This window comes from Castellaniella sp. FW104-7C03 (genome assembly GCF_040276085.1).
Taxonomy (GTDB): Bacteria; Pseudomonadota; Gammaproteobacteria; order Burkholderiales; family Burkholderiaceae_B; genus Castellaniella.
Window position 1 is genome coordinate 1 of record NZ_JBELOK010000018.1, and the last position, 14006, is coordinate 14006.

At 57.5% G+C, this 14006-nt stretch carries 12 protein-coding genes and 1 tRNA gene; 3 read left to right on the forward strand and 10 right to left on the reverse strand.

The window, feature by feature from the left end; translation table 11 throughout:
- Positions 1-138: 138 nt before the first annotated feature.
- The 6 genes from iscA to uvrB all read right to left on the reverse strand — a co-directional run bounded on the left by iscA (position 139) and on the right by uvrB (position 5485).
- Entirely contained in the window at positions 139-462 is a 324-nt protein-coding gene (gene iscA, locus ABS758_RS14645) for an iron-sulfur cluster assembly protein IscA (protein ID WP_350384082.1), read from the reverse strand.
- A 27-nt stretch (positions 463-489) separates the two neighbouring features.
- Complete coding sequence (locus tag ABS758_RS14650) at positions 490-879, reverse strand: iron-sulfur cluster assembly scaffold protein (RefSeq protein ID WP_350384081.1); 390 nt, start codon at positions 877-879, stop codon at positions 490-492.
- Positions 876-2108, reverse strand: a complete 1233-nt coding sequence (locus ABS758_RS14655) for an IscS subfamily cysteine desulfurase (RefSeq protein ID WP_350384079.1) — start codon at positions 2106-2108, stop codon at positions 876-878. Before ABS758_RS14655 ends, ABS758_RS14650 begins: the two co-directional genes overlap by 4 nt.
- Positions 2109-2121: 13 nt before the next feature.
- Positions 2122-2640, reverse strand: coding sequence for a Fe-S cluster assembly transcriptional regulator IscR (gene iscR / locus ABS758_RS14660; RefSeq protein ID WP_350384078.1), 519 nt, complete (start codon positions 2638-2640; stop codon positions 2122-2124).
- A 234-nt stretch (positions 2641-2874) separates the two neighbouring features.
- A complete protein-coding gene (locus ABS758_RS14665) occupies positions 2875-3366 on the reverse strand; it encodes a low molecular weight protein-tyrosine-phosphatase (protein ID WP_350384083.1) in 492 nt (163 codons plus the stop codon).
- 88 nt (positions 3367-3454) lie between these two features.
- The gene (gene uvrB, locus ABS758_RS14670; RefSeq protein WP_350384077.1) at positions 3455-5485 is read right to left on the reverse strand and encodes an excinuclease ABC subunit UvrB; all 2031 of its coding nucleotides are present in this window, start codon (positions 5483-5485) and stop codon (positions 3455-3457) included.
- Positions 5486-5601: 116 nt separating this feature from the next.
- On the opposite strand from uvrB, the gene ABS758_RS14675 reads away from it, so the two are divergent.
- Together ABS758_RS14675 and lexA are read left to right on the forward strand one after the other, a co-directional pair.
- The gene (locus ABS758_RS14675) at positions 5602-6807 is read left to right on the forward strand and encodes an amino acid aminotransferase (RefSeq protein ID WP_350384076.1); all 1206 of its coding nucleotides are present in this window, start codon (positions 5602-5604) and stop codon (positions 6805-6807) included.
- 91 nt (positions 6808-6898) lie between these two features.
- The gene (gene lexA / locus ABS758_RS14680; protein WP_350384075.1) at positions 6899-7636 is read left to right on the forward strand and encodes a transcriptional repressor LexA; all 738 of its coding nucleotides are present in this window, start codon (positions 6899-6901) and stop codon (positions 7634-7636) included.
- Positions 7637-7656: 20 nt separating this feature from the next.
- Here the strand turns inward: lexA and lon are convergent, their stop codons facing one another.
- The 4 genes from lon to tig form a co-directional block, all read right to left on the reverse strand.
- Positions 7657-10116, reverse strand: coding sequence for an endopeptidase La (gene lon / locus ABS758_RS14685; protein WP_350384074.1), 2460 nt, complete (start codon positions 10114-10116; stop codon positions 7657-7659).
- A 159-nt stretch (positions 10117-10275) separates the two neighbouring features.
- Positions 10276-11574, reverse strand: a complete 1299-nt coding sequence (gene clpX, locus ABS758_RS14690; protein WP_350384073.1) for an ATP-dependent Clp protease ATP-binding subunit ClpX — start codon at positions 11572-11574, stop codon at positions 10276-10278.
- 13 nt (positions 11575-11587) lie between these two features.
- Positions 11588-12247: an ATP-dependent Clp endopeptidase proteolytic subunit ClpP gene (gene clpP, locus ABS758_RS14695; RefSeq protein WP_350384071.1), complete on the reverse strand. Its 660-nt coding sequence runs from the start codon at positions 12245-12247 to the stop codon at positions 11588-11590.
- Positions 12247-13557, reverse strand: coding sequence for a trigger factor (tig, locus tag ABS758_RS14700; protein WP_350384069.1), 1311 nt, complete (start codon positions 13555-13557; stop codon positions 12247-12249). The genes clpP and tig overlap by 1 nt, the downstream gene beginning before the upstream one ends.
- A 114-nt stretch (positions 13558-13671) precedes the next feature.
- On the opposite strand from tig, the gene ABS758_RS14705 reads away from it, so the two are divergent.
- A tRNA-Leu gene (locus tag ABS758_RS14705) sits at positions 13672-13756 on the forward strand.
- Positions 13757-14006: the final 250 nt, after the last annotated feature.

Below are 14006 nucleotides of genomic sequence, written 5' to 3' on the forward strand. Positions count from 1 at the left end.
CCTGAGTCCGGTTCAATACCGAAATCAGGCCTTGGCCACTTAACCCTCGACTGTCCAACTTTTGGGGGTCAGTTCACTGCTGTGAACTGGCCTTTTTGTTGGCGCCCTACCCCACACCGGGCATTTACCACTGGTGCATCAAACCGTAAAGGATTCTCCACAGCCACAGGCAGCTTTCTCGTTGGGATTGTTGAAGCGAAAGCCTTCGTTGAGCCCTTCGCGGGCATAGTCCAGCTGCGTGCCTTCGAGGAAGGACAGGCTGTCAGGTGCCACATAGACGCGCGCACCAAATTGCTCGAAGACCTGGTCGTCAGCGCCAGCGACGTCGACGTATTCGAGCTGATAGGACATGCCTGAGCAGCCCGAGGGCTTGACGCCCAGGCGCAAGCCCAGCCCCTTGCCCCGCTTTTGAAGGTGGCGCTGAATGTGATCAGCGGCCTGTTGTGTCAATGTAATAGCCATGACGTCCTCGAACAAGTAAAGAGGGTTTCAGGAGTGCTTGCGACGGTAGTCGGCCACCGCGGCTGCGATAGCGTCTTGTCCCAGCAAGGCACAGTGTAGTTTTTCTGGGGGAAGCTCGAGTGCCTGAACAAAATCCTGGCTTTGAAAGGCCAAGGCCTGGTCGAGATTGCACCCCGAAAGCCATTCGGTGGCCAGCGAGCCTACCGCAATGGCAGCTCCGCAGCCAAACACCTTGAAGCACGCAGCATCGATCTGCTGATTTTGCAGGTGAATCTGAAGCTTTAGCACCTGCCCCAGCGCAGGAGACCCCACCAGCCCAGTGCCTACCTGTTGGTCGGTGGCATCAAACGACCCCACATGACGGGGATGAAGATAGTGATCGAGCACCTTGGGCCCGTACGACGCAGCCAGTGTCATTGATATACCTCTTGCGACCATGTCTCTGCCAGGGTGCCTTCACGGCGCATTTCCCAAAGCGGAGAAAGATCACGCAGACGCTCAATCTGGGTGCGTAGCGCCAAGATGGCCTGGTCGATCTGCTCCTGGGTAGTATACCGGCCTAACGTCAGGCGCAGGGAACTGTGGGCAAGCGGATCGCTGCGGCCCAGTGCCCTTAAGACATAGGAGGGCTCAAGGCTGGCCGAAGTACATGCAGAACCTGTGGATACGGCCAATTGGGGGATCGACATCAGCAAGGCTTCGCCTTCGATGTGAGCCACACTGAAATTGAGGGTATGGGCAACCCGGTTTTGCTCATCACCATTAAGGTAGACATCGGGCAGGTCTTTTAGCCCATCCCAGAGACGATCACGCAACGCCCGGATGCGGGGAATTTCCTGATCCATGAGCTGGCCGGCCAAGGCATAGGCCTGGCCCATGCCCACAATTTGATGGGTTGGCAAAGTACCTGATCGCAGCCCTCTTTCGTGGCCGCCACCGTGCATCTGGGCCTCCAGGCGCACGCGTGGCTTGCGCCTGACGTACAAGGCCCCAACCCCCTTGGGCCCGTAGGTTTTGTGTGCAGACAGCGACATGAGATCAACGCCCAGAGTCTCGACGTCAATGGGCAGCTTGCCCGTTGCCTGCGCCGCATCAGTGTGAAACAGGATACCGCGCTGGCGGCACACGGCAGCCAGCGCGGCAATATCCTGAATGACACCGATTTCGTTATTGACCAGCATCACGGACACCAGAATGGTGTCCTCGCGCAGTGCCGCCTGCAAGGCTGCCGGACTGATCAGCCCACCGGCGTCCACATCCAGGTAGGTGATCTCGAAGCCCTGTTGCTCTAGTGCGTGACAGGAATCCAGCACAGCTTTGTGCTCGGTGCGCGAGGTGACGAGATGACGCCCCCGGCCCGCATGAAACTGGGCGACCCCTTTGATAGCGAGATTATCTGATTCTGTGGCACCAGACGTCCAGATGATCTCCCGGGGATCTGCATGGATGAGGCCGGCCACTTGGCGGCGCGCGTTTTCGACTGCTTCTTCGGCATCCCAACCCCACGCATGACTGCGCGAAGCCGGGTTGCCAAAATTTTGCGACAACCACGGAACCATGGCCTGCACGACTTGTTCGTCCACCGGAGTGGTGGCCGAATAATCCAGATAGATGGGGCGATCTGCCGACAGACGCTGAGACGACATGAAACTACTCCGATCAGGCGGAGGCGGTCTCCCGGGCAGTATCCTGCGCCACTGGCGTGATAGGGATGGTGGGGCGGCCTGAGCGCAACTGCCCGGACTCTTGCCATTCACGCAAGCGCTGCTGATCCACCAGATCTTGCAGCGAGACCGAATCCAGATAATCAATCATTTTACGACTTAAGGTTGCCCAGAGGTCGTGGGTCATGCATTTACCCGCATGGCCATTGCGACCAATGTCGCAATTTTCTTTGCCACCACAACTGGTGGCATCGAGGGGTTCATCCACAGCAAAGATGATATCAGCCACAGAGACGTCGCGTGCATGCCGCGCCAATGTATAGCCACCGCCCGGGCCGCGCACGCTGTCGACGAGCTCGTGGCGACGCAATTTGCCAAACAACTGCTCGAGGTACGACAAGGAAATATTTTGCCGCGCGCTGATAGCGGCCAAGGTAACCGGCCCGCTATGATGACGCAACGCCAGATCGATCATTGCGGTGACGGCAAAGCGCCCTTTGGTTGTCAAACGCATCTTGCACCTCTTGGAGTCAGACTGAAACCGGCCGGATATCCCTATACCCGACTATTCAAGTCAAGTATAACGCAATACCCGACTAAAACAGTGGGTCTTGACTGTTTACAACAAGCAAGACTTGAGAAATATCAACACATCGGATCGAGTACAGGCGCATAAAACAAACGCCCCGTCAAGCGGGGCATTTGGGTTGCATTGGGCGCAGCGCGCGCACCAAAAAGTTTGGTGAGATCAGGCAGCCTGATACTGCAGGGCACGCTTGCGAACGAGTTCGAGGACACCCTGGCAGGCGTCTTCGATGTAGTCGAGCACCTTGTTGAAACCCTCGGGCCCCCCGTAGTAGGGATCGGGCACGGTGGCTTCTTCGTACTCGTTGGAGAAGCGCATCAGCAGCATGAGCTTGTGCTGATAGATTTTAGGGCAACGCTGCTGCAGCGCAGAGAGGTTTTCCCAATCCATGGCCAAGATGAGATCTGCATCGCGGAAGTCGTCGGCAGTGATTTGCCGCGCTACGTAAGCGGAGAGATCATAGCCACGTTTGCGGGCAGCCAGCTGCGCACGCGCGTCTGGGGCTTCGCCCACATGAAAGTGGTGCGTAGCCGCGGAATCGACGCCAATGGCATCCGACAGACCGGCTTCTTCGATGAGGTGCTGGAAAACACCCTGGGCGGAGGGAGAACGGCAGATATTGCCCGTGCAGACAAAAAGTACCTTATGCATGATAGGTAAAATTGTGCGGGAAAACCCGATATTTAGCAAGCTTTTTTAGGTAGAATTCGCAAAAAACCCGGGTGATCCCGGATGTTTGGCATCAGGACAACAATGCTCGATCTTTCAGGGCCCGCAGCGAATCCCGGACGGCCGCCGCCTGCTCGAATTCCAGGTTACGAGCATGGTCATTCATCTTCTGCTCAAGCCGGCGAATCTCTTTGGCCAATGCCTTTTCATCACCCAGGAGGTGCTCGTCAAACTCTGGCGCCAGCCCCACAGGTGCTGCCGGCAGCGACACACCATCGATGAGATCACGCACAGCCTTGTTGACACCCCGGGCAGTGATGCCATGCTCAAGGTTAAACGCCTGCTGCTTCTCGCGACGACGGGCGGTTTCGTCCATGGCCCTGCGCATGGAGTCGGTGATACGGTCGGCATACAGGATGGCACGCCCGTTCAGGTTACGCGCAGCACGCCCGATCGTCTGGATCAGGCTGCGTTCAGAGCGCAGAAAACCCTCTTTATCAGCATCCAGAATCGTAACAAGCGAGACTTCCGGAATATCCAGCCCCTCGCGCAGCAGGTTGATGCCCACTAGTACGTCAAACGCGCCCAGGCGCAAATCGCGAATGATCTCCACACGCTCTACGGTATCGATATCAGAGTGCAGATAGCGCACCTTCAGGCCGTTCTCCTGCAGGTACTCCGTAAGGTCTTCGGCCATCCGCTTGGTCAGCGTTGTCACCAACACGCGTTCGTGACGCGCAATGCAGAGCTTGGCTTCACCCAGGAGGTCATCAACCTGGGTCGCTGCAGGCCGCAGTTCTACTTCTGGGTCGACCAGCCCCGTGGGGCGCACCACCTGCTCGACAATCTGATCCGCATGCGCAGCCTCGTAGGGGCCCGGCGTGGCGGACACAAATACGCACTGGGGCATTCTTGCCTCAAACTCTTCGAGGCGCAACGGGCGGTTGTCCAGCGCCGAGGGCAGACGAAACCCAAACTGCACCAAGGTTTCCTTGCGTGAACGGTCGCCACGATACATGCCGCCCAGCTGGCCGATCGTCACGTGGCTTTCATCGATGAACATCAAGGCTTGAGACGGCAAGTAGTCGATCAACGTGGGAGGAGGCTCTCCCGGAGCTGCACCAGACAGATGGCGGGAGTAATTCTCGATGCCTTTGCAAAAGCCTAGCTCTTGCAGCATTTCAAGATCAAACCGGGTACGTTGCTCGAGGCGTTGGGCCTCTACCAGACGGCCGTCATGTGTCAGCTCGGACAGACGGGCGGAGAGTTCTTCTTTGATGGTTCCGATTGCATGCAAGACGGTTTCACGCGGCGTCACATAATGAGAGCTCGGGAAGATCGTGAAGCGCACGAGGCTTTGCACCAGCTTGCCGGTGAGCGGATCAAACAGATCCAGCGACTCGATTTCATCATCAAAGAGCGTAATACGGATCGCCTTCTCAGCGTGCTCCGCCGGGAACACATCGATAATTTCGCCCCGGGCCCGAAAGGTACCCCGCCCAAAATCCATATCGTTACGCTCGTATTGCATGGATACCAGACGCGCCAGGATCTCCTGGCGGCCGATGTGGTCGCCGGTGCGCAGCGTAAGCACCATGGCATGGTAGTCCGCCGGGTTACCGATCCCGTAGATGCAGGAGACTGTCCCTACGATGATCGTATCCCGACGTTCCAGCAGACTTTTGGTGGCCGACAGGCGCATCTGCTCGATGTGCTCGTTGATCGAGGAGTCTTTCTCGATAAAGAGATCACGCGACGGCACGTAGGCTTCGGGCTGGTAATAATCGTAGTACGACACAAAGTACTCGACTGCATTGCGCGGAAAAAACTCACGCATCTCGGCATACAGCTGTGCCGCCAACGTTTTATTGGGCGCCAGCACAATGGCCGGCCGCCCAGTACGCGCGATCAAATTGGCCATGGTGTAGGTTTTGCCTGAGCCCGTAACCCCCAGCAAGGTTTGATTCATCAGCCCGTCGCGGATGCCCGCTTCAAGCGCATCGATGGCCTTGGGCTGATCGCCGGCCGGTGGATACGGCTGGAACAACTGAAACGGACTGTCCGGAAAATGCTCAAAGCCTGGGATATTCTGGGATTTCTCCATCGCCTGTCTAGACACCATTCGGGTAAACCCCTTATTATCACATCGTTGGCCCCTTGTGACCAAGAGATCCTTTAAGGGATCTCCAACTACCCCTATCTTTGTCCCAACGGTATCCCATGTCCTCTATTTTCGCTTCTGTCGAACTTGCCCCACGCGACCCCATCCTGGGTCTGAACGAACAATTCAAGACCGATAACCGGTCAACAAAAGTTAATTTGGGGGTGGGCGTCTACACTGACGATAACGGCCGTATCCCATTACTGAAGGCAGTGCGCAAGGCTGAAAGCCAGCTCTTTGAACAAGCCGCACCACGCAATTACCTGCCCATAGACGGGATCCCGGGATACAACCAGGGGGCAGCGGCCTTGCTGCTGGGCGCCAAGTCACCCCTGATCTCCGAGCACCGCTCTCTTACGGTGCAAACGCTGGGTGGCACCGGCGCACTCAAAGTGGGCGCCGATTTCCTGAAGCGCATTTTGCCCAATGCCAAGGTGGCTATCAGCAACCCCAGCTGGGCGAACCACGAGGCCCTCTTCTCGGCAGCCGGGTTCCCGGTGATCAGCTATGACTACTACGACGCAGCCACCCATGGCCTGAACTTCGACGGCATGCTGGCATCGCTGCGAGCCCTGCCCGCCGGCACTATCGTGGTGCTGCATGCCTGCTGCCACAATCCCACAGGCGTAGACCCCAGTGCCGAGCAATGGCGCGAAATCGCACAAACGCTGCAGGCCGGGCAACTGGTTCCTTTCCTGGATATCGCTTACCAGGGCTTTGGTGCAGGCCTCGAAGAAGACGCCGCCGTTGTCCGGCTGCTTGCCGAGCTGGGCATGACCATGTTTATCAGCTCTTCGTTCTCCAAGTCGTTCTCACTGTACGGCGAACGCGTTGGCGCGCTCACGTTGGTGACGGGTGATGATCAGGAAAGCACACGCGTCCTGAGCCAGCTCAAGCGCGTGATTCGCACCAACTACTCCAACCCGCCCACCCACGGCGGCGCGCTGGTGTCCGCAGTACTGAACACCCCCGAGCTCTTCACCCTCTGGTCTGAAGAGCTCGCGGGCATGCGCGACCGCATCCGCACGATGCGTCATCAATTGGTCGAAAAAATCCAGGCCAACGGCGTCAGCCAGGACTTCAGCTTTGTTGAGGCCCAGCGAGGGATGTTCTCGTACTCCGGCCTGACAAAACCCCAGGTCGAGCGTCTGCGCGAAGACTTCGGCATTTATGCGGTCGGTAGCGGCCGCATCTGCGTGGCAGCCCTGAACAACGCCAACATCGACTACGTTGCCCGGGCCATCGCACAGGTGATCAAAGGTTAAGCAAGCCGCTTAAGTAACGGATTTCACGGTACTTGCCATCTGGCGGGCGATCGGACACAATACAGGCTGTATTTCTATCCAGTAATCGGCCATGTCCCTTAAGCTTACTGCCCGCCAGTCAGAAATCCTGACACTCATTGTCCAGGCCATCAGCCAGACGGGGCGGCCCCCCACTCGGGCAGAAATTGCCCGGGCATTGGGTTTCCGCTCTGCCAACGCAGCCGAAGACCATCTCCGGGCACTGGCACGCAAGGGTTACATCCAGTTGGCAGCCGGCACGTCGCGCGGCATTCAGCTTACTCCACTGGCAATGTCAGCCGCCACACAACCACAGGCAGCCTCGATACAAACCCACCAGGGCGGCAATGCCCTATCCGCCCAAGACAACATCCCACCGTTGGCACTGCCCGGCGGGCCTGCGTGGGTTGCAACCACCGATACCCGCCTGCTCCCGATCATCGGACGCGTGGCCGCCGGCCACCCAATTCTCGCGGCTCAGCACGTCGAGCGCGAAATCCCCGTATCTCCTGGTCTATTTGATACCTCACCCGATTACCTGCTTCGGGTGCGAGGCAGCAGCATGCGCGATATCGGCATCCTGGATGGCGACCTCCTGGCGGTACACAGCACGCCCCAGGCAAACCACGGCCAGATTGTGGTTGCACGTCTGGGCGATGATGTCACGGTAAAGCGCCTGGAGCATATTGGCCAGCGTATCCGCCTGCTGCCCGAAAACACCGATTTTCAAGCCATCGAGATCACCGCAGCAGACGACTTCGCCATCGAAGGGATTGCGGTGGGCCTTATTCGTACACAATCTCTGCACTAGCCCACCCGCATATACCCTGTTTAGTGTTTAAGCACGCCCCCAGAACCTGGTTCTGCCGGCTTGGCGGTTGCCACCGCCTCTGCGGCCAATCGGGCAACTTCCTCGTCAGACAAAGGTACCGGCACTCGCCGCAAGGCAACTTCAAGTACCCGATCAATCCAGCGAACCGGAATAATCTCAAGGTGGTTTTTGACGTTGTCCGGAATTTCGGCCAGATCCTTGACGTTTTCCTCGGGGATCATCACGGTTTTGACGCCGCCCCGATGTGCAGCCAGCAGTTTCTCTTTCAGGCCGCCGATTTCCAGAACCTCGCCACGCAGGGTGATTTCACCCGTCATGGCCACATCCGAGCGTACAGGGATGCCGGTAAGCGCAGACACCATGGCGGTTGTGATGGCGATCCCCGCAGACGGACCATCCTTGGGCGTGGCGCCTTCAGGAAAGTGCACGTGCAGATCGTGCTTTTCAAAGACCTGATCGGCAATACCCCAATGACGGGCACGTGCCCTGACCACCGTGCGTGCTGCCTCGACGGATTCTTTCATCACATCGCCGAGTGAACCCGTACGGGTGACGACACCCTTGCCAGGCATGTCGGCCACCTCGATGGTGAGGAGGTCGCCCCCGACTTCTGTCCAGGCCAAGCCGGTTACCTGACCCACGCGGTCTTCTTTCTCGGCCACGCCAAAGCTGTAGCGACGCACACCCAGGTAATCGCCAAGATTATCCGAATCAACCGTGATCGACTCTTTGATCTTTGCCTTGTGGCCTTTCTTGGCCATAGTATTGGATGACAACAGGCGCTTGACCGCCTTGCGGCAGATCTTGGAGATTTCACGCTCAAGCGCACGCACACCGGCTTCGCGGGTGTAGTAGCGCACGATATCGCGGATGGCGGCCTCGGTGACGGAGAGTTCGCCTTCTTGGACACCGTTGTTTTTCATGAGCTTGGGCAGCAAATGATCAAACGCGATGTGCACTTTTTCGTCTTCGGTATAGCCCGAGAGACGGATGACTTCCATGCGATCCAGCAATGCGGGCGGGATGTTGAGCGTGTTGCTGGTTGCCACAAACATCACATCCGAGAGATCGAAATCGACCTCGATGTAGTGATCCTGGAACGTATGGTTTTGCTCGGGATCCAGCACCTCGAGCAAGGCCGAAGATGGATCGCCACGGAAATCAGCACCGAGTTTGTCGATCTCATCCAGCAAAAACAAGGGGTTGCGTACACCCACTTTGCTCATGTTTTGCAGGATCTTGCCCGGCATGGAACCAATATACGTGCGGCGATGGCCACGGATCTCGGCTTCATCGCGCACACCACCCAGCGCCATGCGCACAAACTTGCGATTGGTGGCACGGGCTACGGATTGCCCCAGCGAGGTTTTACCCACGCCCGGAGGCCCCACCAGACAAAGAATAGGCGCCTTCAGTTTGTCTACGCGCTGTTGCACGGCAAGGTACTCGACAATGCGCTCTTTGACCTTCTCCAGGCCATAGTGATCGGCATCGAGCACTTCTTCGGCATTTTTCAGGGTGTTATTGACGCGGCTTTTCTTGTACCAAGGCAGGCTCAGCAGGGTATCGATGTAATTGCGCACCACCGTTGCCTCAGCAGACATCGGAGACATCAGCTTCAGCTTTTTAAGCTCGGCATCGGCCTTTTTACGGGCTTCCTTGGACATCCGGGCGGCTTCGATCTTGTGCTCGAGCTCCTCGATATCAGCGCCTTCTTCGCCCTCGCCCAGTTCTTTCTGGATGGCCTTGACCTGCTCGTTGAGGTAGTAGTCGCGCTGGCTTTTCTCCATCTGCTTTTTCACGCGGCCACGAATCCGCTTTTCGACCTGAAGAATCTCAATCTCGGACTCTAGTTGGGCCAGAAGGGATTCGAGGCGGTTTTCGGCACCAGGCATCTCCAGCAAAGACTGCTTTTGCTCGATCTTGAGTGGCAGATGTGCCGCAATGGTATCCGCCAGGCGGCCGGCATCATCAATACCAGACAGCGAAGTGAGGATTTCCTGAGGAATTTTTTTATTGAGCTTGACGTATTGCTCGAATTGCCCGAGTACCGCCCGGCGCAGCGCTTCGGCTTCGGCGATTTCGGTGGTTTCTTCTTCGATGCCACTGACGCGAGACGTAAAGTGCGTTTCGGCATCAGAGACAGAAAGAATCCGGGCACGCTGAAGGCCTTCGACCAACACCTTGACGGTGCCATCGGGGAGCTTGAGCATTTGCAAAATACTGGCCGCACAGCCGATCTCGTAGAGGTCGTCCGGGGTGGGATCATCCTTGCTGGCTGACTTTTGGGCGACCAGCATGATGCTGTTGCCTGCCTCCATGGCAAGCTCGAGCGCCTTGATGGATCGCGGACGCCCCACAAACAGCGGGATGACCATATGTGGAAAAACGACGACGTCACGCAGCGGCAGCAGCGGCAGATCCGCAGGTTCCTGTGTCAGAATCTGACTAGCAGACATGGTTGCTTCCTAAAAGATTGATTCTAAAAAAAAGGAAGCGCAGGCTTCCTTTTTTAGCATGTTGCCTGCTTTGGTATATGGTGACAGTGCCAGCGGTTTCAAGGGCCAGCACGCACAAACCAGTATATAGGCAGAACGCCGGTGCCGCAGCTGATGTCGTTACGCTGCAGCCGAGCGCAGTGTTTTTTCGTCCTCGGAGGGCGACTGACTGCGTCGTGTACCCTGAATCAATTGTGGCGCATGCTTGCCCTCTACTGCGTCGGCATCCAGCACTACCTTATTGATGTCGTGGCGGGAAGGCAGCTCGAACATCGTACCCAAAAGGGCTTGCTCTATGATCGAGCGCAGACCCCGTGCCCCCGTACGCCGCTTGATTGCACGCTGTGCAATGGCGGTGAGTGCCTCGGGTGTGACTTCGAGCTCGACGTCTTCCATTTCGAGCAATTTGCGGAATTGCTTGACCACCGCATTGCGAGGCTCGGTGAGGATACGAACCAGCGTATCTTCTTTGAGCTCTTCGAGGGTAGCGACCACCGGAAGACGCCCGACAAGCTCGGGGATCAGACCAAATTTGATCAGATCCTCGGGCTCGACTTCGGCAAAAAGCTCACCGACTCCGCGTTCAGAGCGGGCACGAACCGTGGCAGAGAAACCAATACCAGAGCGCTCGCTGCGGTCGCGGATGATTTTCTCGAGGCCGTCAAACGCACCACCCACGATGAAGAGAATGTTGGTGGTGTCGACCTGAACGAAATCCTGATTGGGATGCTTGCGCCCACCCTGCGGCGGTACCGAGGCGACGGTGCCTTCGATCAGCTTGAGCAGTGCCTGTTGCACACCTTCGCCGGAGACATCGCGGGTGATCGACGGGTTATCCGATTTACGGGAAATTTTGTCGATCTCATCGATGTAGACAATGGCGCGCTGCGCCTTCTCGACATCGTAGTTGCAGTTTTGCAGCAACTTCTGGATGATGTTTTCGACGTCTTCACCCACATAACCGGCTTCGGTTAGCGTGGTGGCATCGGCCATCACGAACGGCACATCCAGCATCCGTGCAAGGGTTTGGGCCAGCAAGGTCTTGCCCGAGCCCGTGGGCCCAATAAGCAAAATATTGCTTTTGGAGAGTTCTACATCGCCGGTTTTGGCATCTGCGTAACGGATACGCTTGTAGTGGTTGTAGACCGCCACCGCCAAATTGCGTTTGGGTGTTTCTTGCCCGATGACATAGCCATCGAGGAACGACTTGATCTCTTGCGGAGATGGCAGCTCGTTGCGCACGGCATCCCGGGCGGCTTCCTGCTTTTCGTCGAGGATGATGTCGTTGCACAGACTGATGCATTCATCACAAATGAACACCGAGGGCCCGGCGATCAGTTTATGGACTTCAGCCTGGCTTTTGTTGCAGAAGGAGCAGTGCAAGGTCTTGTCCTCGCCGGATCCCTTTTTTTCAGTCATGGCAAACCTGTACTTATAGGGTTTCGTTGGTGCGCGAAACCAGAACCTTGTCAATCAGGCCATAAGCCTGGGCGTCCTCGGCTGACATGAAGTTATCACGTTCGGTATCTTCCGCGATGCGTTCGATGCCCTGCCCGGTGCGCTCGGCCAAAATACCGTTGAGGCGCTCACGCAGGCTGAGGATTTCTTTGGCCTGAATCTGGATATCAGACGCCTGTCCCTGCGCACCACCTGACGGCTGGTGAATCATGATACGCGAGTTGGGCAATGCATAGCGCTTGCCTTTCTCGCCGGCTGCCAGCAAAAAAGCCCCCATGCTGGCTGCCAGGCCGGTACACAGGGTGGAGACGGCCGGCTTGACGAACTGCATGGTGTCATAGATGGCCATCCCCGCGTACACGGAGCCGCCCGGGGAGTTGATGTACAGGGAAATATCTTTGTCAGGGTTCTCCGACTCCAGGAAGAGCAACTGGGCAACCACCAGATTGGCGGATTGATCGTTGACGGCGCCGACGAAAAAAATCACTCTTTCACGCAACAAGCGCGAATAAATGTCGTAGGAACGCTCGCCACGGCCCGATTGCTCGATTACGATGGGCACGTAGCCAAGGCCCGTGGGTGTGACGGATTCTCCACCGTACATCGATGCGTAGAAATCGGCGAACCTGGACATTAACGTGTTCCCATCAAGGTATCAAAATCGACGTTTTCGTCGGTGACCTTAGCCAAAGACAGCACGTGGTCGACGACGTTATCTTCGAGGACGAGGGATTCGATCTCGGCGCGGCGTTGACGATCGGCCAGATAGTAAGCCACCACTTGGGCCGGTTGCTCGTAGCTCTTGGCGAAGTCTTCGATGCGGGCACGAACCTGCTCGGGCTTGGCGGTAAGATCGGCAGCCTTGATGAGCTCTCCGACCAGCAGGCCCAGACGCACACGGCGCTCGGCTTCGGGGCGGAAGGTGTCTTCGGGGATGGGGATGGAATCAGCATTGGGCAAGCCACGTTGCTTGAGCTCTTCGCGTGCGGCTGCAGTGCGGCTGGCGACTTCGCTGTCGATCAGGGCCTTGGGCAGATCAAACGAGCACGCATTGGCAAGGGCGTCCATGACACTAGATTTGGTACGGCTTTTGGCACGGGCCTGGGCTTCGCGCTCGACGTTGCCGCGCACATCTGCCAGCAGAGCGTCGATGTCGCCTTCGGCTTGTCCCAGAGATTTGGCGAAATCGGCGTCGATTTCGGGAAGCTCGGGCTCGGCGACTTCTTTGACCATGATGGTGAACTCGGCATTCTTGCCCGCGACGGCAGGACTGCCGTAGTCTTCGGGGAAATCGAGCGGGAAAGTCTTGGTTTCACCGGCTTTCAGACCCGTGGCAGCGGCTTCGAACTCGGGCAACATGCGGCCCTGCCCCAGCACAAACGGGAAGTCTTCTGCGGTGCCGCCGTCAAATGCCACACCGTCGATGGTGCCGGCAAAGTCGAGCGTGACGCGATCGCCCTCTTGGGCGGCACGATCTGGCGCAGCTTTGAAGATGGTGCGCTGGCGGCGCAGGATATCCAGTGTTTTCTGGACTTCGGCTTCGCCAACCTGGGCTGCGCTGCGGGTGACTTCAAGCGCGGCGAGGTCGGGGAGCTCGACATCCGGGTAGACTTCGAAGGTGGCGGAAAACGCCATCACGCCGTCTTCTGCACCTTCGAGCTTGGGCTCGAGACTGGGGCTGCCAGCCAGACGCAAGTTGGCGTCGGCAATGACCTTATCCAGGGATTTGCCGATCTCGGAGTTAACGACGTCGTAACGCACCGACGGGCCGTGGCTGCGTTCGATCACGGACAAGGGGGCCTTGCCTGGACGGAAGCCCTGAACCTTGGCGGTGCGGGCGACGCGTTTGAGTTGTGCCTGGACTTCTTTCTCGATGTCGGCGACTGAGACGCTCAGATCGACACGGCGCTCCAGGCCGGACAGTTTTTCAACCACGGGCTGCATTCGGAACCTATTGATAGTGATGGACAATGAACAGGCTATTTTAGCGGAAAGTAGACTTGCGCGTAGAACAGCCAGGAATGCGGAGATTTCAGGCTATAATCTACGGCTTACCTTGCGAGCGTGGCGGAATTGGTAGACGCACCAGATTTAGGTTCTGGCGCCGAAAGGCGTGAGAGTTCAAGTCTCTCCGTTCGCACCATAGCGCTTAAAGCTGCTGAACATATACTATCAATAACTAGCAAAATCAGCAACTTACGCGACAGCCCTGGAATTTTTTGATAGCCTGACGTCGGGTTTTTTAACCCGTTGTCCCCATGCAGGCCCCACGACAACTCCACGGCTTCCATAGAGACTTTGTCGACAGCCTCGAACTTTTGGCTCTACCCCATAATCGGGGGATGGGCATTCATCAGACACGGTTAATCACACCGTTCCAGCCGCATTGAGCC

Coding starts and splice junctions, on each gene's coding strand:
- lexA (WP_350384075.1), top strand. CDS start 6,899: ATGTCCCTTAAGCTTACTGCCCGCCAGTCAGAAATCCTGACACTCATT.
- iscR (WP_350384078.1), bottom strand. CDS start 2,640: ATGCGTTTGACAACCAAAGGGCGCTTTGCCGTCACCGCAATGATCGAT.
- lon (WP_350384074.1), bottom strand. CDS start 10,116: ATGTCTGCTAGTCAGATTCTGACACAGGAACCTGCGGATCTGCCGCTG.
- iscA (WP_350384082.1), bottom strand. CDS start 462: ATGGCTATTACATTGACACAACAGGCCGCTGATCACATTCAGCGCCAC.
- clpP (WP_350384071.1), bottom strand. CDS start 12,247: ATGTCCAGGTTCGCCGATTTCTACGCATCGATGTACGGTGGAGAATCC.
- ABS758_RS14675 (WP_350384076.1), top strand. CDS start 5,602: ATGTCCTCTATTTTCGCTTCTGTCGAACTTGCCCCACGCGACCCCATC.
- clpX (WP_350384073.1), bottom strand. CDS start 11,574: ATGACTGAAAAAAAGGGATCCGGCGAGGACAAGACCTTGCACTGCTCC.
- ABS758_RS14655 (WP_350384079.1), bottom strand. CDS start 2,108: ATGTCGTCTCAGCGTCTGTCGGCAGATCGCCCCATCTATCTGGATTAT.
- uvrB (WP_350384077.1), bottom strand. CDS start 5,485: ATGGAGAAATCCCAGAATATCCCAGGCTTTGAGCATTTTCCGGACAGT.
- ABS758_RS14650 (WP_350384081.1), bottom strand. CDS start 879: ATGACACTGGCTGCGTCGTACGGGCCCAAGGTGCTCGATCACTATCTT.
- tig (WP_350384069.1), bottom strand. CDS start 13,557: ATGCAGCCCGTGGTTGAAAAACTGTCCGGCCTGGAGCGCCGTGTCGAT.